The sequence below is a fragment of the Rhodococcus sp. SMB37 genome (assembly GCF_004345605.1).
In the GTDB taxonomy this organism is placed as follows: domain Bacteria; phylum Actinomycetota; class Actinomycetes; order Mycobacteriales; family Mycobacteriaceae; genus Rhodococcus.
In genome coordinates, this window is the sequence record NZ_SLVY01000016.1 from 1 (window position 1) to 23,952 (window position 23,952).

The following is a 23,952-nucleotide window of genomic DNA, read 5'->3' on the forward strand; positions in this document are numbered from 1 at the left end:
TATCGCTGCGGCCTGCCGACGGTATCAACTCTGCATTCAGGATGCGATAGAACTGGTTCTCACCAGCGGAAAGACGACTTTGACGTGACCCTGGGTGCCGGTTTATGCGACATCGCAGGCCAAAGAGATCTCCGTTGCGTTGCTCGACAGCGTTTTGGGGTTGCCGGTGGAGGTACTGTCCTTCTTTTCCTATAACAGCCCGCAACCGATCGTGGCCACGGCCGGGTGCCGCCCTGGTCAGAACGGCACTGGGAGTGTGACCGGTGGGTCGTTCACCCTTCTAGGTTCTCCATTCTCCATTCCTGCACCGAACTCGCAGGAGTCTGTCACCACATCATTTGCGTTGGCCAGCTACACCGCTACCGTGAAATCCGTTCAGGTCAGCACGGAGAATCGAGCGACGTCTCAGTTGTGGCTCGAAGTCTTCACACCTGGCATTATCAATGTGCTTCTGCCATGGAAATTGAACATGCTTGTCGCCCACGCCGAATGTGGAATCGGTATCGACACCCCACCTCCACCGGGTCTGCAGACGGCAGGAGTGGCGCTGCAGGCAGACACGCTCGCTGCTCGTCTCACCGAACCCGAGAACGATCCGAACATCGAGACGTGCATCGAGGCTGCTCCGGATGAGGCCCGCGCAGATAGTGCGGACTCACCTGACCAGATGCTGCCCGCCGACGACGAGACCCCACCTTCAGGTGAGGAGGAAGCGGCCGGTCCCGTATCCGAAACCGATCTTGCCCAGCGTCCGGAGCAATCTGCGGAAGATCCAGCGCCTGTCGCTACGCCCTGTGCTGATGAAACCCAGACGGTGCTCGACGTTCTCGCGGAGGAATCCGTAGCGCCCGAGGAAGACATCGCCGACCAAGTGGGCGGACAGGAACCGTCCACCTCCGCGCAGGGCACGCAGACCTCGCCGACCACCACTACGCCGACATCACCGGCCAGTGAAGCGGCCGCGGACACGACCACGGATGCCACCGCCGCCGAGGAGTCCCCGGAACAAACCACACCTACCGATTCACCGACACCTGATCCACCGGCAGCTTCACCGACAGCCACGACCACCCCTGCGTCGCCGAACGACACCGCCCCGGCTCCAGCGCCGGCGCCTGGGCCGACCGAGCCCACCTACGTCGGAGTCGGGCAACCATTCACGCTCGTTGCCACCGACGGCACCGAACTCGGTACCGCGACGGTCACGGCAGTGCGCAACGATCCCGGGTGTGGAATCGCTGTGCAGATGAGCATTCGCACTTCATCGCAGACCGACGAGCCACGATGGAACACGCTCACATCCAATGATTTCCGGGCGGTTCTCTCCGACGGCAGCACTGCGGCCATCGGACCTGCGACAGGAGGGTGCGATCCCACACGCGCCGCTCTACCTCAGGTGCTCGAACCGGCTTCGAGCTACGCCGGGTGGATCACATTCAGCTCCTCTCCAGTTGCTTCCGCCGTGATGCTGCGACCGGAAGGCACTGCAGGCTGGATCTTCACGGTTCCCGCCGCACCGCCGTCCGAAGCTGCACCCGCTCCGACCCCAACCCCGCCCGGCCCTGCCGTGGTTCCACAGGAGTCGACGACCGACGATCCGTCCACCACGTCGAGCACCTCGGATGCCACGCCCGCCTCGCCGGACAGCCCGAGCCCGGAGCCCGAGGTCGAGGTCGAGTAATGGCACTCCAGCAACGGTGATGAGCCGAAGCGAAGACGGAACGATCTCGATGTGCGGGTGATATCGCAGACGGTCCGAGGTCAACGACGACTGGATACACGGGCGGCTGGCCGCGCATGACCACTACCCGGAGATGCGGTCGACGGAGTGCAAAATGCATACGGCAGCCGCGGTTCTCGTGAAGCATTCGACGTTCTGGCGTAGGTGGGTTTGGCGGATGGCGCACGTGTCTTTCGCCGACACGAGCAGCGGACCGCTCTGCCGAGATCGTCGTCGGGCAGCCACCCGTACTCGTCGCACTGACCGCAGGTGGGTGGAAGCTTCGGCTGTGGTGGTCTGAGCTCCTGCCAGATCGAGATCCAGGCCGCTGCCGAGCGGGCAGGGTCGTTCGGACGATGCCGTTCGAGCGCGGCCCGCACGAGTGCGTCGATGCCGTGGACGTCGACCGCGTGGGCGATCAGCGTGGCTTTCTCGGCGGTGAGGGTGTCGAACCGTGCGGTGAGACCGGCCCGGCGGCACGCCGTGGCCAGGTCGTCGATGTGAGGATGCTGCTGCTGCGCTGCGGGCGCCGTTCTTGCGGGAGGCTCCGTACGCGACGGTGCGGCAGGTTTATCTCTTGGTTCAAGGACGGTTCGGGTGACATGAGCGTCACCCCGTTCGTGCTCTGCTGTCACCCCGTCGGGTACTCGCATGTCACCCCGTGACTTCGGCCGGGGCGACGGGGCGTCGCCCCGCGGCATGCAGAGGTTGTAGCAGATGGGACGACGATCCTCGCGCGAGATCGTTGCCGCGACCCGTTCCTGATCGCCGCGGGTGATGAGTTCGAGTTCGACGAGTGTGCTGAGGCAGCGCTGCACTTGGCGTTCGCTCATCCGGGCGTAGCGGGCCAGGGTCCGCACCGACGGGTAGGCGTCATCGCCGTTCCGGGAAGCGTGATTGGCCAAACCCAAGAGCACCAACGTCAGTGCCGGCGCCGACGGCATGCCGGGCGGTGTGGGGGAGGGGATGGCTGCGTGTTCGAGAGTCCAGGTGATCGCTTCGATACTCACGATGTCACCTGCACATAGGTATGCTGAGGCACGTTCGACACCGTTTCAGTCGGACATCCGGCCCGTCGCGATGCCAGTCGCGGCGGGCCATCTGTTTTCAGTTGTTCGCACACGCGTTCGTCGCGTGTGGTTGATCATCTTGGCACCGGAGTTGGCGGGCGTCAACGATTTGTGCGACGCGATGGTCTCGCCCAGGTCGTGCTGATGTTGGTGAATTAGCAATACCGTATGACGGTGGCCGATCATCGTTGGTCGGCCACCGTTTCGATAACTTGGCGTCTGTTAGCTGTTACGCGTTATCTCCCAGTTCGAGACGCTTGATAAGCCACTTGCGAAGCGCCGGTCCGTACTCATCACCGTTCAACGCGGTGTCGACGGCGGCGCGCAGGTAGCCGCCAGGGTTACCGAGGTCGTGTCGCGTTCCGCGATGAACCACCACGTGAACGGGGTGGCCCTGCTTGATCAGAAGGGCGATTGCGTCTGTCAGCTGCAATTCGCCGCCGGCTCCGGGTTCAATGCGACGAAGCGCATCGAAAATCTGGCGGTCGAGGATATATCGGCCGGCAGCGGCGAGTGTGGATGGTGCATCGGCAAGTTGAGGCTTCTCTACCATGCCAAGAACCTTCATCACATCTGGTTGAGAGACGCCCGGGACCTCTTCGACATGAAAGACACCGTAGGAGCTCACCTGCGACTTCGGGACGTCGACCGCGCACAGCACCGTTCCGCCGTGTTCGGCACGAACCTGCGACATTGTTTGCAGAATTCCCGAGGGCTGGACGAGGTCGTCAGGAAGGAGCACAGCGATGGCGTCTTCGTCATCGCCGAGCGACTGCTCAGCGCAGCCGACCGCGTGGCCGAGGCCCAACGGGCGATTCTGAATCACGGCCTCCACATCGATCAGGCTCGATGACTTACGGACTTTCTCAAGCAACGTGTGCTTGCCCTTGGCCGCGAGGTGGCTCTCAAGGGCGAGGTCCTTGATGAAGTGCGAGACAACTCCGTCCTTACCCGCGGTGGTGACGATGAGCAGACGCGAAGCACCTGAATCGGCCGCCTCCCCAGCGGCCAACTCGATGCCCGGAGTGTCGACTACCGGCAAGAGTTCCTTCGGTACGGTCTTGGTGGCCGGAAGGAAGCGTGTTCCCATCCCTGCCGCCGGTACTACCGCGGTGCGGAATGCAGTATGCGTCCTTGCTTTTCCCTCCAATGTGGAACCTCGCCTCCCCAGTCGAGTTTGCGAACGTTGTCCGATGTCGAATGCTTGATCCTCGGAGTTCAATTCGTAGAAAATGTGATTTGTATCTCATTGTCTGGATGTTTATTCCCGTGCGCTCGATTGTGGTCGGCGGCGACGAATGGAGTCTATGGTCAAATGTCGAGCCGCGCGACCTGGAGTGGGAAGCGAAAAGCGTGGGCGGCCAGGGGTATTTCATGAAGCAGGGGCCCGAGGCATAGATGCTGTATCGCGGGGTACCACGAAGATGCTGCGGCGGAGGGGTTTACGCGCCCACTTGAGCTGGACACACGTTCAGGCTGCTGAGGATGGTAAGTAACGTTACAGTCTCGTTCGTAGATGTTCTGCGTAGGTCTGTGCGGAATACTTGCGCCGGGTGGCATCGGGAAGTGCCGTCGCGGCGGGCGTTCAGCGCGTGCTATGTGACCGGGGAGGGTTACGAGGGCGGGCCGATCTGCCTTTAAGAGAAGAGCATGTCTCGGGGAGGAGACAACGATGAGGGTTGGTGCGCGGTGACTGCCGTCGGGGAGAAGCGAAACCCGGCTACCGAAGACGGTGTCGTCAGTTTTGAGGCGAAGGGCGTCGTGGGGCGGTCAGACGCCAGTGGCACGAGATGGGCATGGCAGACGTCGTACGGGCGTCATCTGTTCTGGACAGACACAGTAATAGTGGTCCTGGCAGTGTTATTGGCGCACATCGTCCGATTCGGACATGAGAATCTGTTGACGATGGACCCGGTCAGCACGCTCAACTACACACTGATTTCCGCAGGTTTAGCTGTTGCCTGGATGGTGAACCTGCGGTTATTCCGTACTCGGTCGCGTCGGGTTATTGGTGCTGGCTACGACGAGTATCAACGCGTTGTATCGAGCACGCTTCGACTGTTCGGCTTCATTGCGATACTGGCGCTCGTGTTCCAGGTGGAACTTGCGCGTGGATATCTGGCGATTGCCTTGCCCGTCGGCTTGTTGGGGTTGCTGCTCAGTCGCTGGGTATGGCGCAAGGTGGTCGCTCAGAAGCGTCGCAGAGGCGAGTATACGACGTCCGTTCTGGTCGTCGGCGGCGCACGCGCCGTGCGGCACTTGAGTAGTACGTTTGAGCGCAAGTTCACTGACGGCTATCGCGTTGTGGGCGTCTGTGTTCCGGCATATTCGGGATCAGTTGGAGACGAGATCGATGTCGACGGTCGACCCGTACCAATACTCGGTGATGAACATTCAATCATCAAGTCGCTAAGTGCATCAGGCGCAGATACTGTCGCAGTTGCCGCCACTGAGACCCTCGGGCCTGAGGGCATCAAGGATCTGGTGTGGCAGCTCGATCCGCTCGACGCGGATCTCGTCGTCGCGACCGGTGTAGTCGATGTCGCGGGGCCGCGCCTGGAGATGCGGCCGGTCGCGGGTCTGCCGTTGATCCACGTGGAGAAGCCGAGCTATCACGGGGCGAAGCGCAGCGGTAAACGTGTGTTCGATCTGGTGTTCTCGGCGTTGGCGTTAGTCGCGCTGGCTCCGGTGTTCGCGGTGGTTGCAGTCCTGATCAAGCTCGACAACAAGGGCCCGGTGTTCTACAAAGCTGAGCGGATCGGTCTCGACGGTGAGCCGTTCGGGATGATCAAGTTCCGGTCGATGGTCACGAAGGCTGACGCGATGGTCGAATCGTTGCTGGTGCAGAACGAGGGCGCGGGCGTGCTGTTCAAGATGCGTGATGATCCGCGTGTGACCAGGGTGGGCAAGGTGCTACGCCGGTACAGTATCGACGAGCTGCCGCAGTTCATCAATGTGCTACGCGGTGAGATGAGTGTCGTCGGTCCGCGCCCGCCTTTGCGTCGTGAGGTGGAAAACTACGACGGTCGCGTCAAGCGTCGCCTGTTGGTGCGTCCCGGCGTGACCGGGCTTTGGCAGGTCAGTGGTCGTTCGGATCTGTCGTGGGACGAATCGGTGCGGCTCGATCTGTCGTATGTGGAGAATTGGTCAATGATTTCCGATGTACTGATCATCGGGAAGACCGTCAAGGCCGTCGTTGCGAGTGACGGCGCGTACTGATCGTAGATCTGATGTTTCCATCGTTGAATAGCTTGAACTTTTGTTGCGATGTAAAGCTGGGGGCGGAGCGTGCTCAAACGTGTAGAAGTGCTGGAAATCTATTCAGTCCGAGCGATCGCGTGTCTCATGGTTGTCGCCCTGCACTCGATCGAAGCGGTCCTCAATATCAGGGCATCGACTGAAGGTGGTCTGGGCTATGATATCGCGTTGCTCTTGAAAACTGGAACGCCGATATTTGTCATGATATCCGCGTTTGTTTTGGCGGTCTCGTATTCGAGTAGTGGAGCGCCCAGAGGTTTACTCCGCAAGCGCTTGGAAGTTTTGTTGCCGCCCTTTGTGGTGTTCGGTTTCTTCTATACCTTCTTGGACTGGTATATATACGAACTTAATCTGGTTGAAGCTAGCTGGGAGTTGGCGAAGAATCTCTTCTTCGCGGATTTCCATGGATACTTCATCCTGATCGTAATTCAATTTGTGGCCTTGTTTCCTATGTACAGACGGTTGGCGAACCGCTACAGCGCAGTTGCGCTGCTGGCTGCCAGTGCCCTTATTAGTGTTGTGTGGGTAAGTTTCTTTAACTTCGGCCCAATGCCTAGTGATGAAGAAAATATGCGGCTGTACGTAAGATCGTCGTGGATCCCGTTCCCTGGGTGGCTTCTATACTTCGCGGTGGCGTACCACTTAGGTGCCGCGGTGCGCTCGACTCAAGATATGGCTAGGAAGTATACGGTGCTCGTGGCCACGACAGCCTTGATCGTTGGCGCGGCGCTCGTGGGGGCCTACGAACTCGGACTCAACGATGTCCACAGTTCTAAACGACCCGAAATGTTACTGCTGGTACCGCTTGTATTTGTTATAGTGTTCGGCCTTGCAGGGCGAGCTAAAACAGTTCCGACTCTGGTAGCTTGGCTCTCCAAGTACTCTTTCGGTATCTACCTGATGCACTTCTTCTGGATCGCTGTTGCTGAAAAGACCCTGCGTCCGGTAGCAGAGCACCTTCCTGCATGGATTTTCGCAATGATTCTGTTCTTGGTGGGGGTAAGCTTCTCTGCCGTTAGCGTACAGATAATTCAGCGGTTGCCATTTGGGAAGTACATTGTCGGGCCAGTCGGGCGGTCGCCGCGACGAATGACGGATGAGGGTGCTCCTTCTGAGAAGGATTACCGTCGTGCCCGACTGGGAGATATCAGAGTTTCAGACTCCCCCTAGCTGCGATCTTTCTTGAGCCTGGCGTGCCGGCCTGAGCCGTTCGGATTGGATGTGGAGACCGCAGATCCGGTGTGTGCCCACGATCGACTACCCGACACAGTCGGATCACGTCGAGGTCCACGGCCTCGAACTGAGTGTCCTTTCGTCTCGATGAAGAAGATACGTGCAGGTCACGAAGGTTCAGGCAATGCTGCAAGCCGGTTCAGACCGGCCACGAGAACATCGACACCAGGAGCCGTCGCGGCCAGCCGCAGACGAACACGGCGGGCATGCCGGGCGATCTTGCCGGCGATTGACAGTAACTGCAACCGAAACCACAACCGAAACCGCAACCGTTTCGGTTCCCACGCCGCGCCGAGACCTCGGTGAAGGCGAGCATCTGCATCCACGCGGTCAGCTCGCACGCCAGTTGCACGAGTGCGAGCCGGATCCGGTTCTGATCGAACCCGTGCAACAGAAGATTCTGTAACCCAGTCACTTTCGCTGTCCGTATTCGGTCCTCACACCGAGCTCGACGGCGGTGCCGCAACTCGAGATCGGGGCGTTGGCCGCGGCGGGTGTTGGTCACGAACGCGGTCAACCGCAGCCCGTCGCGGTCGGTGAACCGCAATTGTGCACCCGGATGAGGCCCCTCTGTCCTCACGATCACGCGCATCCCGTTCGGCCACGTCGATAGGTCGAGCAGCTGGTGATCTCGGTGGCCCAGGCGCCAGCGCGGACCTGCCCGTCCGAGTCGTAGGCGGGGGTCCATGCCTGCTCGGGGACCAGATCGATTGCTTCGGCGTGGGCGCCGGTCAATCCGAATCCGACGGAGTAGGAGAGTCTGCGTTTGGTCAGGTACTCGATCAGGTGGTGGGTGCCGCCGGCGCCGTCGATGCGGACCAGTACCTTCTTCCCGACCCGATATCCCGAGTCGAACGGTAACTGCGTCAGGGCGTCCTGCACGACGGTGATGTGGTCGGCGGCGGTGTTCGAGCCGGCGTTCTCCGGGCGCAGCAGCATCGCAGCAGGTTCTCCGGTGCCGTGCTCACCGTGGTCGACGAATGCACAGAGGGGATGAAACCCGTAGCCGCGTTTGAAGTTCGGGGCAGCAGATGCCTTGTCGGAGTGGGCGGTGACGAGGGTGGCATCGATGTCGATGACCAGCGGCTTGCGTTCGTCGATGGCGTGATGTGACGGTGTTGGTTTGGGCGGTCGGTGCCGGTCGAGCACCAGGCCAAGGGCGTGGCCGTCGATGCGGCCGATCACTGCCGGATCGTGGCCTCGCCTGAAATTTGGAATCGGACCCTGCACCGCTGCAGTATTTTCGGGGGAACTCCTGCAGCCTAGTCGGCGATGGTGTGCTACGGGTGGACTCCGCTGGAAACGCACACAGCGCCACCGCGATCAGTGACGGTAATCGGAATGGCGACCGCGCCTTGGCGCGCGGATCGGGCACCCTTTCGAGCGCGGTGAGCAGATCCAGCATCTGTGTGTCGCTCTGGCTACGTCCCCACCTCATCGGATCAGCTGGTCAAGACAGGGGCCGATCGGAGGCACTGTCCCGGCGGGCAGGGCTGACTCCTCGTGGACGATCGGGATGCGTAAGCCACACCATGATCGATCCCAGTCCTCATGTCCTCCACCGGTTCTCTCGGCACCTCGAATTCCCAGGTCATGAGTTTGTTCATCAACAACAACGGCGCCCTGGTATCGGATGTGACGTGGAGATTGAACCTTCACGCATTGGCACGACAGAGCGACGTTCCAGCGGCTGCCCATCGATGACGCCAATCAGAAGCGCCGAGAGGGCTTTTTAGGGTTGGATGAGCTGCTCGGTTCGGCTGTAGGCGACTTCGGTCGCGTCCTTGTGCGGCCGCCACCACGCCTCGTTCGCGCGGTACCAGTCGATGGTCGCCTGCAGGCCGGAGCGGAAATCCTGGTAGACGGGCTGCCAGCCGAGTTCCGTCCTCAGCCGGGTCGCGTCGATCGCGTAGCGCAGGTCATGACCCGGCCGGTCGGTGACGAAATCGAAGTCGCTCGGATCCTTGCCGCACAGCTCGAGAACGGTCTCGACGACCGTCCGGTTGTCCGTTTCACCGTCGGCGCCTATGAGATAGGTCTCGCCGATCGTGCCCTTGTCGATGATCGTCCACACCGCACGGTTGTGGTCGTCGACGTGGATCCAGTCGCGCACATTGGTGCCGCTGCCGTACAGCTTGGGCCGGACCCCGAGCAGGACGTTCGTGATCTGGCGGGGAATGAACTTCTCCACGTGCTGGTACGGACCGTAGTTGTTCGAGCAGTTCGAGATCGTGGCGCGGACTCCGAACGAACGGACCCAGGCACGGACGAGCAGGTCGGAGCCCGCTTTGGTGGACGAGTACGGGCTCGACGGGTTGTAGGCGGTGGCCTCGGTGAACTTCGCCGGATCGTCGAGCGCGAGGTCGCCGTACACCTCGTCGGTGGAGATGTGGTGGTACCGCACGTCGTATTTACGGACGGCTTCGAGCAGCGCGAACGTGCCGATGAGGTTGGTCTGCACGAACGGCGACGGGTCGTGCAGGGAGTTGTCGTTGTGGGACTCGGCGGCGAAGTGCACCACGAGGTCGGTGTCGGCGACGAGCCGGTCGACGAGGGCGGTGTCGGCGACGTCGCCGTGGACGAAGGTGATCTTGTCCTTCACCGGGTCCAGGGAATCGAGGTTGCCGGCGTAGGTGAGCTTGTCGAGGACGGTGACGGCCACGTCGGGGCGTTCGGCGACGGTCTGGTGGACGAAGTTCGCGCCGATGAATCCGGCACCGCCAGTGACGAGTACTCGCATGACAAGAAACCTCCAAGATCGCGTCTGAACTCGCCAGTAGCGACTGATGATGAAAGACTATGCCCCATGCGTGGAATCATTCTCGCTGGGGGCACGGGGTCGCGGCTTCATCCGATCACTCTTGGCCCCAGTAAGCAACTTGTACCTGTCTACGACAAGCCGATGATCTACTACCCGCTCTCGACACTGATGCTCGCGGGCATTCGGGACATCCTTCTGATCACCACACCTCATGATGCAGACCAGTTTCGACGTTTGCTCGGCGACGGATCGCAGCTCGGTATCAATCTCACCTACACAGTCCAGGAGAAGCCCGACGGGCTGGCGCAGGCATTCGTGCTGGGCGCCGATCACGTGGGAACCGAATCAGCTGCGCTGGTGCTGGGCGACAACATCTTCTACGGACCTCGGATCGGTTCTCAACTGAATCGATTCGATCAACTTGAAGGTGGTGCGGTCTTCGCCTACCGGGTCTCGGACCCGTCGGCATACGGGGTGGTCGAGTTCGATTCCGCGGGACGTGCATTGTCGTTGGAGGAGAAGCCCGTCGACCCGAAGTCGCATTATGCGGTGCCGGGCCTGTACTTCTACGACAACGACGTCATCGACATTGCACGGTCGCTGAAACCGTCCGCGCGTGGGGAATACGAGATCACCGACGTCAATCGCGCGTACCTCGAGGCAGGAAGACTCCAGGTCGAGGTACTGCCGCGCGGTACCGCATGGCTCGATACCGGCACGTTCGATTCGCTACTCGACGCGTCGAATTTCGTGCGCACCATCGAGCAACGCCAAGGCCTGAAGATCGGTGTGCCCGAGGAAGTTGCATGGCGCCGCGGATTCATCACCGACGACGAGTTGGCCGCTCTGGCGCATCCGTTGGTGAAGTCGGGCTACGGCACATATCTGCTGGACATGCTTGATCAGGGAAGGGATCTCTAAGCGATATGGATTATCGAGAGTTGAAGATCGCGGGAGCGTGGGAGATCACGCCGAAGCAGTTCGGTGACGACCGAGGTGTATTCCTCGAGTGGTTCAAGCAGGCCACGTTCACGGAGGCGACGGGCCGGGAACTCGACCTCGCCCAGGCCAATTGCTCGGTGTCGGCGGCGGGAGTGCTGCGCGGAATCCACTATGCAGATGTCCCGCCGGGGCAGGCGAAGTACGTGACCTGCGTGTCGGGGTCGGTGCTGGATGTCGTCGTCGATCTGCGGGTGGGGTCGCCGACGTTCGGGCAGTGGGATTCGGTGTTGCTCGACACCGTGGCTCGTCGTGCGATCTTCCTGTCCGAGGGGTTGGGGCACGGATTCCTGGCGTTGGAAGACAATTCGACGGTGGTGTATCTGTGCTCGACGGGCTACGACCCGGAGCGTGAGCACGAGGTTCACCCGCTGGATCCGGAGATCGGGATCGAGTGGCCGACGGTCGGGCCTGATGGCAGCCCGCTCGAGTACGAGCTGTCGGCTAAGGACCGGGCTGCACCTAGCCTGCACGAAGCGAAGCTTGGATGTCGACTACCGGCCTAGATCTCGGTATCGGAAGGCCGGCCAATAATTCAGACACACAGGATAATTCGTACCCTGTCTTGTGGTTCGTTAGGTGGGGTCGGCTATAGCGCGGCAACAGTGCAAACGCTATGCACGCTCAATCACTGTGATATTAACCACTAAAGATCCGGGTCTGCATCAAAAAGTACCCGATAGTAACTTACCTCACGGGCGTAATGTCCGAGTTGACCTGGCATTTCGTAGTGGCCCATTGGGGAGCGGGGGTGCGCGCGGGCGAGTGTGCAAGGCTCTCGATGAAACCTGAATGACCCATTCGAGATGCGCAGAGCGGCCCGGTGCTTCAGCATTGCAGGGTAAGAAGGCTCGCGAACGCTGGCGTGCGTCACTTGGGAGGGTGGCGGCAGGTCTGCCTCGCGCGTCGTGGTTGTGCGGAGTCGGAGGTGCGCGCCTCTAATCTGCGTTCACTGGGGAGGCAGTCAGCGGATGGATGGCGCTGTCAATGATAGAGGGAGTCCGGGCCTTAAGGCCGATGCGACCCATTCAGATTCGTTAGGGCAGCCGTGCCGAGGGACGCGCTGCGCCCGCCCACTGGGGTTTGGTTGACGCCGTATGAACCGATTGGGACGCGTCGGGTGGACACTCTACGACTACACAGCTTCAACCGGTATAGAGAATTGCGGAGCCCACGAGTAGGGGTGCCGGGTGGAGGCCGCGACTCTTGCTGAGTTCCGATGACGTAGATCTCGGCCTCGGGTTTGGCACTCAACCGTTCCGCGAAGAGGTTCGGTCTTTCAGGCGATGTATGCATCTGAAGACCGCAAACTATCGCTTCATATCGAGTCAAGCGCGCTAGACACGAAAACCAGAAAACCACGCCGGCGCGAAAGATGCTGGCCTGCTACAGAAGGAGTCGCGGTGCCAGGAAAAGGCAAGGTTGTTGTTGTTGGCCAAGGCTACGTTGGACTGCCGGTCGCAATGAGGGCGCAGGAAGTTGGCTACGACGTCGTCGGGATCGATCTGGACGAAATTAAGGTGACTTCGCTTGAGAGTGGCCATTCGTATGTCAGTGATATCTCTGATGAAGAGCTTCAGTCCGCATTGAAGGGTGGACGTTACAAAGCTTCGTCTTCATATGATGCCGCCGCGGAGTTTGACGTTGCAGTTCTAACCGTTCCCACGCCTCTCAGAGAGAGTCTGCCTGACCTGTCCTTCATCGAATCGGCAGCGATATCGATCGCTTCCATGATGAAACAGGGCTCCCTCGTGATTCTAGAATCGACGACCTACCCGGGCACCACTGAAGAGTTGTTGGTTCCACTACTCGAACAGAATAGCGGAATGGCGGCAGGAAGCGATTTTTATGTTGGATACTCTCCGGAACGCATCGACCCCGGAAACAATAAATGGGGTTTGATGGAGACCCCCAAGGTGGTTTCGGGGGTTGGGGACAAAGCGCTCGCCAAGGTAAGAGAGTTCTACGGAGACCTTGTTCTCACCGTAGTTCCCGTTAGCTCGCCGAAAGAAGCGGAACTCGCAAAGCTCATCGAGAATACCTTTCGTCACGTAAATATTGCGCTGGTCAACGAGATCGCGGTGTTTGCGAATCAACTTGGGGTTGACGCGTGGGAAGCTATTGAAGCTGCTAATACCAAGCCTTTCGGATTCATGAAGTTCACGCCAGGTCCTGGAGTAGGTGGCCATTGTCTCCCTGTCGACCCGAGTTACCTGTCGTGGCAGGTCAGAAGGAAGCTTGGCAAGAGCTTCCGGTTTGTAGAACTCGCAAATGACATCAATGATCATATGCCCGATTATGTAGTCCAGCGTCTGATGGCAATGCTAAACCGGGTTGGAAAGGCCATCAGCGGATCGAAGATCTTGATCGTAGGTGTGGCCTACAAGGAGAATACTGGCGATATCCGCGAGGCTCCCTCGATCCGCATCATCGACCTGCTCAGAGACTTCGGTGCGGATGTCTCCGCAGTTGATCCATATGTCGAGAGACGGCAGTGGCCATCCGAGGCGACTGAAGTTTCCGTGAATGAGATCAACGTAGATAACTTCGATGCAGCTGTAGTCGTCACCTACCACCGTGAGTTTGAATCAATCAATTTCGAGAAATCAAGCATTCCGGTCCTTGATACGCGCCGAGCAGTGAAATCGAAATTCACCGAATACCTGTAACCCCAATCATCTCGATAGGAATCAGGATGATCGCTATCAAGGAAGGCGGTTCGAGGTGAAACAGAGCGTAATAAACATCTACCCCATGCATGGATACTACAAATCACTTCTCACTGGTTTCCGTACTCGCGATGGCCACATCATGGAATGGTTGGCAAGCGAGGGCGCCAACGGGTGTGAGAATGTGGATGTATATTCACGTGCTGAGCCCGTGGGCTATAGAAGGTGGAAGTTACGTGGAACGACAGACAAACCACTCGCCAACACTCGCGACCTCACCCCAGACGTGCTGTGGCCACCGAATCCACGCGACCCGAAAAATTGGTGGGTCACTTCTGCACGCTTTTATAAGTCCCCACAACACGATGGGCCGTCCATCGTGTGGAATCCTATGACTGCGCTCTCCCCGAGCCTGCGCAATTACTGGGAGAACTCGACGACTCCCTTGCACTTAGACCTACTCGATGATTGGTCCGTGCATCACGATTTCGTTTCAATTAGAGATCGAGTGAATGAGGCCTACCGGATAATTTTGGGTTTGGCTACGTCTGTGACGGCAAACTCGGAAGGCACAATAGCGCTCGCGAATCGATTCGGACGCACCGACGCCGTGTTGCTGCCAAACGGTTGCGACCCGGAGAAGTTCTCCACAATATCTCAGGCGAGTGGAGATACTACGGTCGGATATATTGGCAAAATTGGTGAGCGACTCGATGTGGACATGATCCGGGACGTCTGCGAGAGTCTACCTAATGTCAAATTCGTATTCGCTGGGCCCGTGTTGGGGACTCGCGTAGGTCGCGAATTGTCGAGAATCCCCAACATCGATATGCTCGGAGACGTTCGCTATCCTGAGATCCCAGAGTTGCTGAGCAGATTTGACATTGGATGGGTGCCGCATGGCGTTGAGAAGGGTCAAGTGGGTGGTGACGCCATCAAAATATACGAGTATCGGGCAGCCGGGCTCCAAGTAGTCACCACGCCAATCATCGGTACTCGTGAACGTCCAATGGACGGAGTGCATGTTGCGTCAGCGGCAGAGCATAGCGCCATCATCAGTAGTCTTGTTGGCAAGGAAGGGCGTGTGGCTCGAGATCTTTCGCCGTTACCGCGTGAGCTGACATGGGAGTATAAGACCGGTGTCATCGTGCAAATGTTGAAATCCGGTGCCGTAGAAAATGACGAGTAAGAGTCGGGCGAAACTGGCGAGTGTCAGTAACAAGCTTTTCAAACCGCTCCTCATTGGGCAGTGTTTGACGGTTCTCGTTGCGTTCTTGCAGATGCTCGTATTCTCGAGGTACATGCCTGTTTCTGACTTTGCTATCTTCGGTTTCACGACTGCTATCTGGGCTATGGGGGTAGCGTTCACGGGAAGTTCTATTGGGACTCGGGTGATGCGTGACCTGGTTGATGGGGCATCTCGGATATTGCTCGGCCAGCGTGAACTGTTTAGTTGCGGTTTAACCGTCGCTCTTGCATCGATCGTATCCTTCTTATACACCGGTGACGCCCTGATTACTTCGCTAATCGGCCTTTCCCTACTCGCATCAATTGGTGCCGAGGTCGCGAGTTACGTGTCGCTGGGAAGAGGCAAAAAATGGACATATGCCTGCAGCCTCGTAATCCGAAATCTGGGCGGACTGGTATTCGGTGGAGTAGTTCTCATCGACGAAGGCCAGACCGTTTCGATTCAAATGGTTCTTGCAGGGATGATCGTATCTAGTGTTGTCGCGGTTGGTATACAGGTCCGAGAAGCGCCAAAGATAGTTCGTATGTCAAATCTTTCGGCGGTTGGTTTTGTCGGAGCCACTAATCTCGTTCTATGGGTTATTGCAGCTGGCGATAGAGTCATTTTGGGTTTCACGGTTGATGCAACCCAGCTTGCAACCTATTCCCTTATCTATGGGCTGGCCGACCGGGCCTTCAGAGTCACAAATTCGACATACGTTTCGTCGACGATGCCGGTGGTTCTTGCTGGCGGGGCGCAGAGGTGGGCGAAACAATATCGACTCGTGGTTACAATCCTTGGTATTACCATCGCGATGCTTTCACCTGTGATGGTTGACTGGATTTCCGGGGGGCGATATTCGGTCGATCTGGGGCTACCAATTGTGCTCGTCGGTGCACTCGCCTTCTACGCCTTATCGGGACCGGACTATGTGGAGTGCGTCCGCTTAAACAAGGTGCGTGAGTTGTTTGTTCCGATCGCAGTTACTGCTGCCGCTTCCTACATATTGTTGTGGTTCCTATCTCCCCATGTAGGTTATTACGGCGCAGCATTTTGTAAGCTGGTTTGTTACGCAGTCTGGTTCTTCCTTACCATCTACGTAGTCCGGAAGTGGCGGGAGGTTGGAATTGAAGAATCTAGTCGAACTAGATAATTCTCTATGGTTGACCGGATCGGTGGCGGTGGTCGCCGCTTTCCTTGCGGCACCATTTGGTGCTGGTGTTGGGGCTGTAAGCATCGGACTTCTGCTGCTCGCTCTAGGCGCGGCGATATTCAGCGGGCAGCGAGCGTATTCCACCGTTGTGCTCCCGCCTGCGTTCTTTGTCTGCGGTTACTGGGCGGTGTTGATTTTCCACCCGAACATTCCAACCACAATTACTGGGATGTTGGGCTGGACCAAATCGGTCATGATTGTCGTCAGCATTCTCTTGGGAGCTGTTTGGCTTCAGTCCCGCGTGAAGGCGACTAGGTTTCTGATATGGCTCCTGAATGTGGCGTGCTTGGGATCGATTGTACTTCACCTATGGTTTCCTCAAATCGAGAGTTCAGTGGTTCGTTCCGCCGACATGTATACGGGCATGTTTGGTGGGGAAACGAGAATGCAAGGGATATTTGCGGGTCCGTTCCATATGGCTCTCGCGGGCAGTTTTTTATTTCTGTATGGAATCTTTTCGGTCGTAGATAGGGGCCAACGGCGAATCGCGATTGCATCCATCGCGATCGGAATCGTCTCGTTGCATCTCAGCATGGTCCGAACTGGCTACGTCATTATTCTAGTTGGGCTGCTAGTCGGATTATTGTTCAAACCTCTTCGTCGGCGGCTTGTTGGATATTTGCGGCCAGCAGGTCTGATCGCAATTATTGGCGTAATTCTCGTGGAATTGATATTCCACCCCATTCAGACTGCGTTCTTCGAGAACGAGGTTGTCGAATCTATCTTTGGTCTATCGACTGACAGCAGATTCGAAGGCCGGATTTTCACGTGGTCACATGCATGGGAGATGTTTCTGAATTCCCCGGTCTTTGGTTACGGCTCGGGTAGCTCTGGGGATACTTTGAGTGTGGAGTTTGTTACCGGGAACCACGTGACTTCGCACAATGCCGTTCTGAAGTATCTTGTCGAGGGCGGTGTGATTGGTCTAATCCTAGTCGGGTGGCTGGTGGTCGTTCTCTTCAAGGCTATTCGTGATGCCGGCCATATGTCCCCGGAAGTCATTGCTGCCACGATATGTTTAGTTGGTTTCGGTCTTGTCGGATCGACGGTGGAGTCAATGCCTGTAATCCTTGTGCTCGGAGTCTTGTTGGGTCTTGCGACCCAAAAAGGCGGGGATTGTGACTTCGGCGAGCAGACGGCTGATCGGAAGGCCCGAGAATGCGGGGACATGGAGATCCAGAACGAGGCAGGCGCCGAGCGGTGAGGCTCGGTAAATAGCTCTCAGTGTTGACGCGCCCATTGGTACCGGCCAGTTATATGGTGTTATGTGTGAGCGATGATTCTGACGACGATGGCGAGTATGGTGTTTCGTCGTGCAGGGTAATTGGATCCGGTGCATACTAGACCAGTGATCGACAAGATTATTGTTGCGTACAATACGCAGAATGTGTTGGCCGGCTGTATTGAGTCACTCAGTGACGATGGCAACATCTACGTTGTCAACAACTCACCAGAGGCCCCGCTTGGTATTGAATCTTCCGCTCGAGTTACCGTGCTGGAACCTGGTGAAAACCTGGGGTTCGGGCGAGGTGTGAATTATGCGTCTGAGCGGGTGAAAACCGAATACGTAGCGATTGTGAACCCAGATCTCGTTGTCGACCGGGGTACGCTCGAGTTGTGTGTCCAGAAGCTTGACGAGTCGCCCAATGTGGCTTTGCTATCGCCTCGGGTTTATGTCAATGGATCCTTGTTCCCAACATCTGAACATGAGGTTTCGTTGCCCCGCTACCTTGCACACTCACTTGGGTTCGGGGATAGGTTTGGAGTTGCGCGTTCAGTGAAGGCGCATCGACAAACGCATAAGACGGACGCGGTTAACGGCGCCTTCATGGTTGCTCGGCGCGAAGCGCTTGATCAGGTCATGTGGTTTGACAAGTCGATTTTTCTATTCGGCGAGGAAATCGACTTGTGTCGTAGGCTGCGGCGGCGTGGTTGGTCGGTTCTCTATTTGGCTGCTGGGCATGTTGATCATCTGGATGGTTATTCGTCAGGCGAGGCAAAGTTCGATGTCAGGGCCCTCCGGCGGCAAGCACGTGTAGAGCAGCTTCGTCGTGCACGAGGTCCAGTGCAGGCTCGCATTTACGAGGCGATCTTGAAAATTGCAGCAAAGGGCGCTTCCGTGCCTCCAGGATGAGCATCATTCTGTGTTGACGTATAAAGACTCAGGACCTGATTGACCTGTTGTCATCGGCGCATGGTATCCAGATAGCCTGACCTATGGAATCTTGCTGCATGAATTTTCTAGAACAGGATGGGTCCGAATGGTCGGTCTCGCTTCGATGCTCAATGAGATGGGGGAGACACTATGCGGGCACCGGCAGAATTGGCTGCTGTCTCCTACCGTTGACTGAACCCTCCCGGCAGCACGTGAATCTCAGATTGCCTATCTACGGACATTCACAACTGTGACGCTCGAATTCGTGCGGGCGTCACAGTTGTTTTGATTTATTCACGTCGCGGAATCTGGTTCTATTGTCGCGAGGTTTTAGAACTCGACTCTGCGGGGTCCACTTGTGCTACTTAGTGGAATATTCACCCGACTGGACAAGTTCTAAAAGCGCACTATTATAGCTCTGGCATACGCCAGCCCACGTGTAGTCGGTTGATTGCCGTTGCTTTCCGTTGGTGCTGAGATGCCTCTGTAGTCCAGGGTTTGATAGGACCTTGCAAACAGTACGCGCGATATCGTCCGGGTTCGGCGATACAAACAGACCTTCCGCGCCAAGTACTTCACGATTGAATACAGTATCGCGTGCGACTACCGGAGATCCACACGCCATTGCTTGGATCAGTGCTGGGTTCGTACCGCCAACGCTATGGCCGTGGAAATATGCCCCGGCGTTCTGCCAGAGTGAAAATAGCTTCTGATCGTCATTTAAATGGCCGTACCAGTGAATTCGATCGGAGCTCTCCGAGAGTGCCTTTGCTTGTTGGTCAAATTCTCCTCCGTAACCAGAGGAACCGACTATCGCGACGTCCCATCGGGCGCTGATTTCTTGGGCGGCCACGAAGAACTCCTGCACAGTATTTTCCGGGACAAAACGAGCTACCATGAGTGCGTATTTTCCGCGTTTAAGGTTGTCTACGGGTTGAAGTTGACCCGGTTCGACTGCGCCGTAGGGAATGAATTTACCTGATCTTCGAAAATCTGATCTCCACCTATCGCCGATGGCCCGGGAATCAAATATGAGCTCGTCGGCGAACCTAGCTGTCAGATTTGCGCCTGCCTTGAACGCGGCTTTTGCTTTCCTTCCCCACTTTGCTCTCTCCCATTCGATTCCATCGACGTTGACTATGGTGGGGATGCCGCGTGCTTTCAGGATGGGGAGCCAAAATCCGTTGGCGACATTCATGATGAGTGCGACGTCGGGATGTTGTGAGGCAGTATGGAAGCTCGATGTTAATCCGTAGGAAAGGGTGCTTAGCGATTTGCTCTCGATTCCTCGCGTGGTAATTCTGTGTACGCGAGGATCGAGTCCGGGGTCGTTCGGGTTGGTGGCGCCTTCTCGTCCGTAGACAGAGACATTCCATCCTTCGTTGACGAGATATGGGGATAGCTCGCGGATTAGGGTTTCGAAACCGCCGTAATAGCTGGGGTACCCACGTGTACCGAGTATGGCGACGGACTTAGTCAATTTAGTATCCTTACAAGCACGGTGAATGTTGAGTGGAGAAGCGGACGAGGGGTCCCTGAGCCAGGGTTAGCCAGCTGACGAAACGATTCTGAAGGTCCCGATCGTTGCATTGGGACTCCAGAGTTTCGTTCACTGTGGATGTGGGTGAAAGGCGGGGGCCATCATGAGGGCATCGGATCTCCTATTCTACGGTGACGGACTTCGCGAGGTTTCGGGGCTTGTCCACGTCGTAACCACGCGACTGCGCGACCTCCGCAGCGAACACCTGCAGCGGCACCGTCGACAACAACGGCTGCAGCAACGACGGCGACGCCGGGATCTCCACGAGGTGATCCGCGAACGGACGTACCGTCTCGTCCCCCTCCTCGGCGATCACCACGGTCACCGCACCGCGCGCCTGGATCTCACGGATGTTGCTGAGCAACTTGCTATGCAGTAGTCCCGAAGATTTGGCAGAGGGCATGACGACGATGACGGGCAATCCGTCCTCGATCAACGCAATCGGCCCGTGCTTGAGCTCACCCGCCGCAAAACCCTCCGCGTGCATGTACGCCAGCTCCTTGAGCTTGAGCGCACCCTCGAGCGCCACCGGGTACCCCACATGCCGGCCGAGGAACAACACCGCAGGCGACGCCGCCAACTCCCGCGCCAGCTCCCGCACCGGCTCCATCCCGAGCAGCAACTGCGCGATCTTCGCGGGCATCGCCTCGAGATCCTGATACTCGCGCGCCACCTCATCGGGATACTTGGTGCCCCGCGCCTGCGCCAACGCCAACCCCACCAGCAGGTTCGCCGCCATCTGAGCCAGGAACGCCTTCGTCGACGCCACCCCGATCTCCGGGCCCGTCCGCGTGTACAACACCGCGTCCGCCTCACGCGGGATCTGCGCGCCGTTGGTGTTGCACACCGCAAGCACCCGCGCCTTCTGATCCTTCGCGTGCCGCACTGCTTCGAGCGTGTCCGCGGTCTCCCCCGACTGAGAGATCGCCACCACCAGCGTCGACCGGTCCAGCACCGGATCCCGATACCGGAACTCCGAAGCCAGCTCGACCTCCACCGGCAATCGCGTCCAATGCTCGATCGCGTACTTCGCCACCAGACCCGAGTGATACGAACTGCCACACGCGACGACGAACACCTTGTCGATGTCGCGCAGCTCCTGATCCGACAGGCGCTGCTCGTCGAGCACGATCCGGCCGTCCACGAAATGCCCGCGCAACGTGTCGGCGACCGCGGTGGGCTGCTCCTCGATCTCCTTGAGCATGAAGTAGTCGTGACCGCCCTTCTCCGCGGCCGCAAGATCCCAGTCGATGGTGAACGGCTGCGTCGGCACATCGGTGTTGCCGTCGAAGTCGGTGACCTCGTACGAATCCTTCGTGATCACCACGACCTGGTCCTGGCCGAGTTCGACGGCGTTGCGGGTGAACTCGATGAACGCCGCCACGTCCGAGGCGATGAACATCTCACCGTCGCCGACACCGACGACCAGCGGCGTCGAGCGGCGGGCCGCGATGATCGTGCCGGGGTGATCGGCATGCACGAAGACCAGCGTGAACGCACCTTCGAGACGGCGCAGCACACTGCGGGCGCTCTCGACGAAATCACCGGCCGTCGGGCCCTCGGCGTAGGCGCGGGCCACCAGGTGCACCGCCACTTCGGTGTCGGTGTCGGATTCCAGCTCGACGCCGGCGTCTTCGAGTTCGGCACGCAACGGCGCGAAGTTCTCGATGATGCCGTTGTGGACCACCGCCATCCGGCCGCTGGCATCGCGATGCGGGTGCGCGTTGCGGTCGGTCGGGCGCCCGTGTGTCGCCCACCGCGTGTGTCCCATCCCGGCCGTGCCGTCGAATCGGTCCTCGCCGATCTCGGCGAGTTCGGCTTCGAGGTTGGCGAGCCGACCGGCCTTGCGTTCGACAGCGAGGCCACCCTCGCCGTCGAGGACGGCGATACCGGCCGAGTCGTAGCCTCGGTACTCCATCCGCTGCAATGCATTTACGGTGACCGTGAGGCAATCTCGGAATCCTACATACGCCACGATTCCGCACATGAAGAAAGAGTATCGAATGGTAACGGTGTCCGCATTTCGGGCGAAGTTTAGCTACTGCATTCCGGGACGTTGATCGATACCGTCGGTGAATCCACCAAGGGCTGCACGGGGACTCGCGCAGATCCACTTGCTGTTGGCTCAGAAAGTGTATAGACGATTTCAACCGTCTCTCCCTGAGGGATTGGAACCTGAGCATTGAACATGGGATGACCCAATTCGGAGCTGTTGAATACGAAGCCAGACGTACCGTTGACAGTCGTCTTCTTCAGCTTGGCTCCTTGTGTAGTGAGGAGCGCGACATCTGCGAGGTTGGTTCCGACGGGTGCGCCGATCGGGTTGTCGAACATGCCAGCAACGTAGGTCGTGTAATCGCCCTGGGGGAGATTGTTCGTCAGACGAACTGTGACAGTTGAATCGCGCGTCTCTCCCTCGCACGATCCCGCGGAGTATTCGATCTCTCGTTCAAGGTAGTAGTCCAACTTATTGCCGCCGAGGTTGTTGATGACAACACCGGCGTACGGGGCAGGATCGTCGGGGACGACGTGACCCAGTGCAGTGCCGGCAAGCACTTCTTGTTCCTCCGGATCCGAACTCCAGACCGCGAGCCGGCCCTCGCTTGCTGCACGCCCAAGTGCTTCCAGCAGAGCTTGGGGCCTCGAGATGCTACCGGTCAGCTTCTCCACCACCGTCTTGGCCACCATCTCCAGATACGCCTTGCGTGCAGCCTGATCGTCGCCGAATCGGGAATATGCCGTCGATTCGGTCAATTCGACCACGTTGTCGGCAGTGATCTTTTCGCCGGTCGGGAGCGTCACATCGCCGACAACTTCGAGCACGTAGCTCAACGCAACTGGGTCTGTCGCAATTGCGCCGTCCACTCGTTCGCCGGTCTCCTGCTCCCACATCGACTGCCAGATCTGACCGGCATACGGGAAATGGGAACTGACATTGCTATTGCGGAAGTCCTGAGTGGCGCGGCTGTGGCCGTATGCCTGCTTGAAGTCGGGTCCGAGGTCGAGGGGTTGGTAGTCGAACTTCAATTCTCGGTTGCTGGCAACCTCGTTCATTCTCACCGCGCCGTCGTCGGCCTCGGCCACCGCGAAGCCGCCCAACAGTCCGCCTGTGCCGCGCGCTTCGGCGTTGGTCTGGAATCCGATGAAGTAGCTGCGCGGCCCATCGGCGCCCAACATTGCGGGCGCGATCTGAGCTGCCGTCGACGTATTGTTCAGCAGGCCAGACAATTCGGACACTTGGTCCTGCAGATCCAGCCGCGCATCGTTGAGCAAGCCGATGTATGTGCCGTCGACTTCTTGGGCTTGCGCATCGAGATCTGTGATGGCCGCAGCCGTCGTTTCCAATACCGGCGCGGCGTCGCGAAGGGCGGCGAGGTTGATCCGTGCGCCGTCGAGAATCAACTGATCGGGGGAGACCGCGCTGCCGGCGTCGACTGCAGGAAGCAGAACATCTGCTGTGAGACCGGTCACAATGGTGGTCATTTGGCGCGTGGAATCGAACGGGCTGCCCAACCATGGAACCGCGCCTGCCGCGCGCCACGGGAACGAATCAACCGAACCCTGCGCCTCTCGGGCGTAGCGATCGGCATCGCCGGCTGCGCGCGTTGCGGCCTCGGTATCACCAGACAGCAACGCATCTTTCGCCTGCATGGCGAAATCCTGCGCCTTTTCCAGGTTCGACTTCGCTTGCAGCCCCTCGTATCCCAGCCAACCGGCGAATCCGACCACCGCGAGAACGCCGACACCGCAGCCGATCTGTATGCGTCGGCGCTTCTTGTTTCGCGCTGCGACCTCCTCGTCTGACAAGCGCCGACGTACCTTGCGTCGACGTTCGCCGGACGAATCTGACTCACCGGTAACATTGTTCACGCGGTCTGTGCCCCCTTCATGTTTTCTCGCCGAGACGATAACCGAGATCGAGTTGGCCGTCCGTTCAAGTGGTGAGCTTCCATAACCCCGGATACACTTTGTTCCGTTGATCGTGGCAACGGTGTTGGGAGGCATCAGCTGCGGTTCGTCGGGGCGGTTCACAGCGTAGCTATCACGCCTCGAGTATGTGTTTTGTCGGGTGAGGCGAGGGAGCGTGGTGCATTTACTTCCGCTGT

At 58.6% G+C, this 23,952-nt stretch carries 16 protein-coding genes and 1 pseudogene; 10 read left to right on the top strand and 7 right to left on the bottom strand.

Annotation, left to right across the window (positions count from 1 at the left end; all coding sequences use genetic code 11):
* Positions 1-469: 469 nt before the first annotated feature.
* On the top strand, positions 470-1,681 hold the full coding sequence (locus EV641_RS22315; RefSeq protein WP_132474647.1) for a hypothetical protein: 1,212 nt from the start codon (positions 470-472) through the stop codon (positions 1,679-1,681).
* A gap of 80 nt (positions 1,682-1,761) precedes the next feature.
* Here the strand turns inward: EV641_RS22315 and EV641_RS22320 are convergent, their stop codons facing one another.
* Positions 1,762-2,730 carry a helix-turn-helix domain-containing protein gene (locus EV641_RS22320; protein ID WP_132474649.1) on the bottom strand — a complete coding sequence of 323 codons (969 nt, stop codon included), beginning with the start codon at positions 2,728-2,730 and terminating at the stop codon, positions 1,762-1,764.
* Between the two features lie 289 nt (positions 2,731-3,019).
* Positions 3,020-3,940 (bottom strand): UTP--glucose-1-phosphate uridylyltransferase, encoded by a 921-nt coding sequence (locus EV641_RS22325; RefSeq protein WP_277874519.1) that lies wholly within the window; start codon positions 3,938-3,940, stop codon positions 3,020-3,022.
* Between the two features lie 500 nt (positions 3,941-4,440).
* On the opposite strand from EV641_RS22325, the gene EV641_RS22330 reads away from it, so the two are divergent.
* Together EV641_RS22330 and EV641_RS22335 are read left to right on the top strand one after the other, a co-directional pair.
* Positions 4,441-6,009 carry a sugar transferase gene (locus EV641_RS22330; RefSeq protein ID WP_132474653.1) on the top strand — a complete coding sequence of 523 codons (1,569 nt, stop codon included), beginning with the start codon at positions 4,441-4,443 and terminating at the stop codon, positions 6,007-6,009.
* A gap of 69 nt (positions 6,010-6,078) precedes the next feature.
* A complete protein-coding gene (locus EV641_RS22335) occupies positions 6,079-7,218 on the top strand; it encodes an acyltransferase (protein WP_132474655.1) in 1,140 nt (379 codons plus the stop codon).
* 170 nt (positions 7,219-7,388) lie between these two features.
* On the opposite strand, the pseudogene EV641_RS22340 reads toward EV641_RS22335, so the two are convergent.
* Positions 7,389-8,459, bottom strand: a pseudogene (locus tag EV641_RS22340) (IS1380 family transposase); the annotation flags it as partial.
* Positions 8,460-9,013: 554 nt separating this feature from the next.
* Positions 9,014-10,021 (bottom strand): dTDP-glucose 4,6-dehydratase, encoded by a 1,008-nt coding sequence (gene rfbB, locus EV641_RS22345; RefSeq protein WP_132474657.1) that lies wholly within the window; start codon positions 10,019-10,021, stop codon positions 9,014-9,016.
* 66 nt (positions 10,022-10,087) lie between these two features.
* Between rfbB and rfbA the strand changes: the two genes are divergently transcribed.
* From rfbA to EV641_RS22380, 7 genes are all read left to right on the top strand, one after another.
* Complete coding sequence (gene rfbA / locus EV641_RS22350) at positions 10,088-10,963, top strand: glucose-1-phosphate thymidylyltransferase RfbA (protein ID WP_132474659.1); 876 nt, start codon at positions 10,088-10,090, stop codon at positions 10,961-10,963.
* Between the two features lie 5 nt (positions 10,964-10,968).
* The gene (rfbC, locus tag EV641_RS22355; protein WP_132474661.1) at positions 10,969-11,547 is read left to right on the top strand and encodes a dTDP-4-dehydrorhamnose 3,5-epimerase; all 579 of its coding nucleotides are present in this window, start codon (positions 10,969-10,971) and stop codon (positions 11,545-11,547) included.
* Positions 11,548-12,444: 897 nt separating this feature from the next.
* A complete protein-coding gene (locus tag EV641_RS22360) occupies positions 12,445-13,710 on the top strand; it encodes a nucleotide sugar dehydrogenase (RefSeq protein ID WP_241997404.1) in 1,266 nt (421 codons plus the stop codon).
* Positions 13,711-13,765: 55 nt separating this feature from the next.
* Positions 13,766-14,899: a glycosyltransferase gene (locus EV641_RS22365; protein ID WP_132474665.1), complete on the top strand. Its 1,134-nt coding sequence runs from the start codon at positions 13,766-13,768 to the stop codon at positions 14,897-14,899.
* A gap of 112 nt (positions 14,900-15,011) precedes the next feature.
* Positions 15,012-16,091, top strand: coding sequence for a hypothetical protein (locus EV641_RS22370; RefSeq protein ID WP_132474667.1), 1,080 nt, complete (start codon positions 15,012-15,014; stop codon positions 16,089-16,091).
* The gene (locus EV641_RS22375) at positions 16,060-17,355 is read left to right on the top strand and encodes an O-antigen ligase family protein (RefSeq protein ID WP_132474669.1); all 1,296 of its coding nucleotides are present in this window, start codon (positions 16,060-16,062) and stop codon (positions 17,353-17,355) included. The genes EV641_RS22370 and EV641_RS22375 overlap by 32 nt, the downstream gene beginning before the upstream one ends.
* Positions 17,356-17,499: 144 nt before the next feature.
* Positions 17,500-18,285 (top strand): glycosyltransferase family 2 protein, encoded by a 786-nt coding sequence (locus EV641_RS22380; protein ID WP_158289206.1) that lies wholly within the window; start codon positions 17,500-17,502, stop codon positions 18,283-18,285.
* 382 nt (positions 18,286-18,667) lie between these two features.
* On the opposite strand, the gene EV641_RS22385 is transcribed toward EV641_RS22380, so the two are convergent.
* The 3 genes from EV641_RS22385 to EV641_RS22395 all read right to left on the bottom strand — a co-directional run bounded on the left by EV641_RS22385 (position 18,668) and on the right by EV641_RS22395 (position 23,716).
* A complete protein-coding gene (locus tag EV641_RS22385) occupies positions 18,668-19,786 on the bottom strand; it encodes a glycosyltransferase (protein ID WP_132474673.1) in 1,119 nt (372 codons plus the stop codon).
* 181 nt (positions 19,787-19,967) lie between these two features.
* Positions 19,968-21,833, bottom strand: coding sequence for a glutamine--fructose-6-phosphate transaminase (isomerizing) (gene glmS / locus EV641_RS22390; RefSeq protein ID WP_132474675.1), 1,866 nt, complete (start codon positions 21,831-21,833; stop codon positions 19,968-19,970).
* 47 nt (positions 21,834-21,880) lie between these two features.
* Entirely contained in the window at positions 21,881-23,716 is a 1,836-nt protein-coding gene (locus EV641_RS22395; protein ID WP_132474823.1) for a DUF4012 domain-containing protein, read from the bottom strand.
* Positions 23,717-23,952 lie beyond the last annotated feature (236 nt).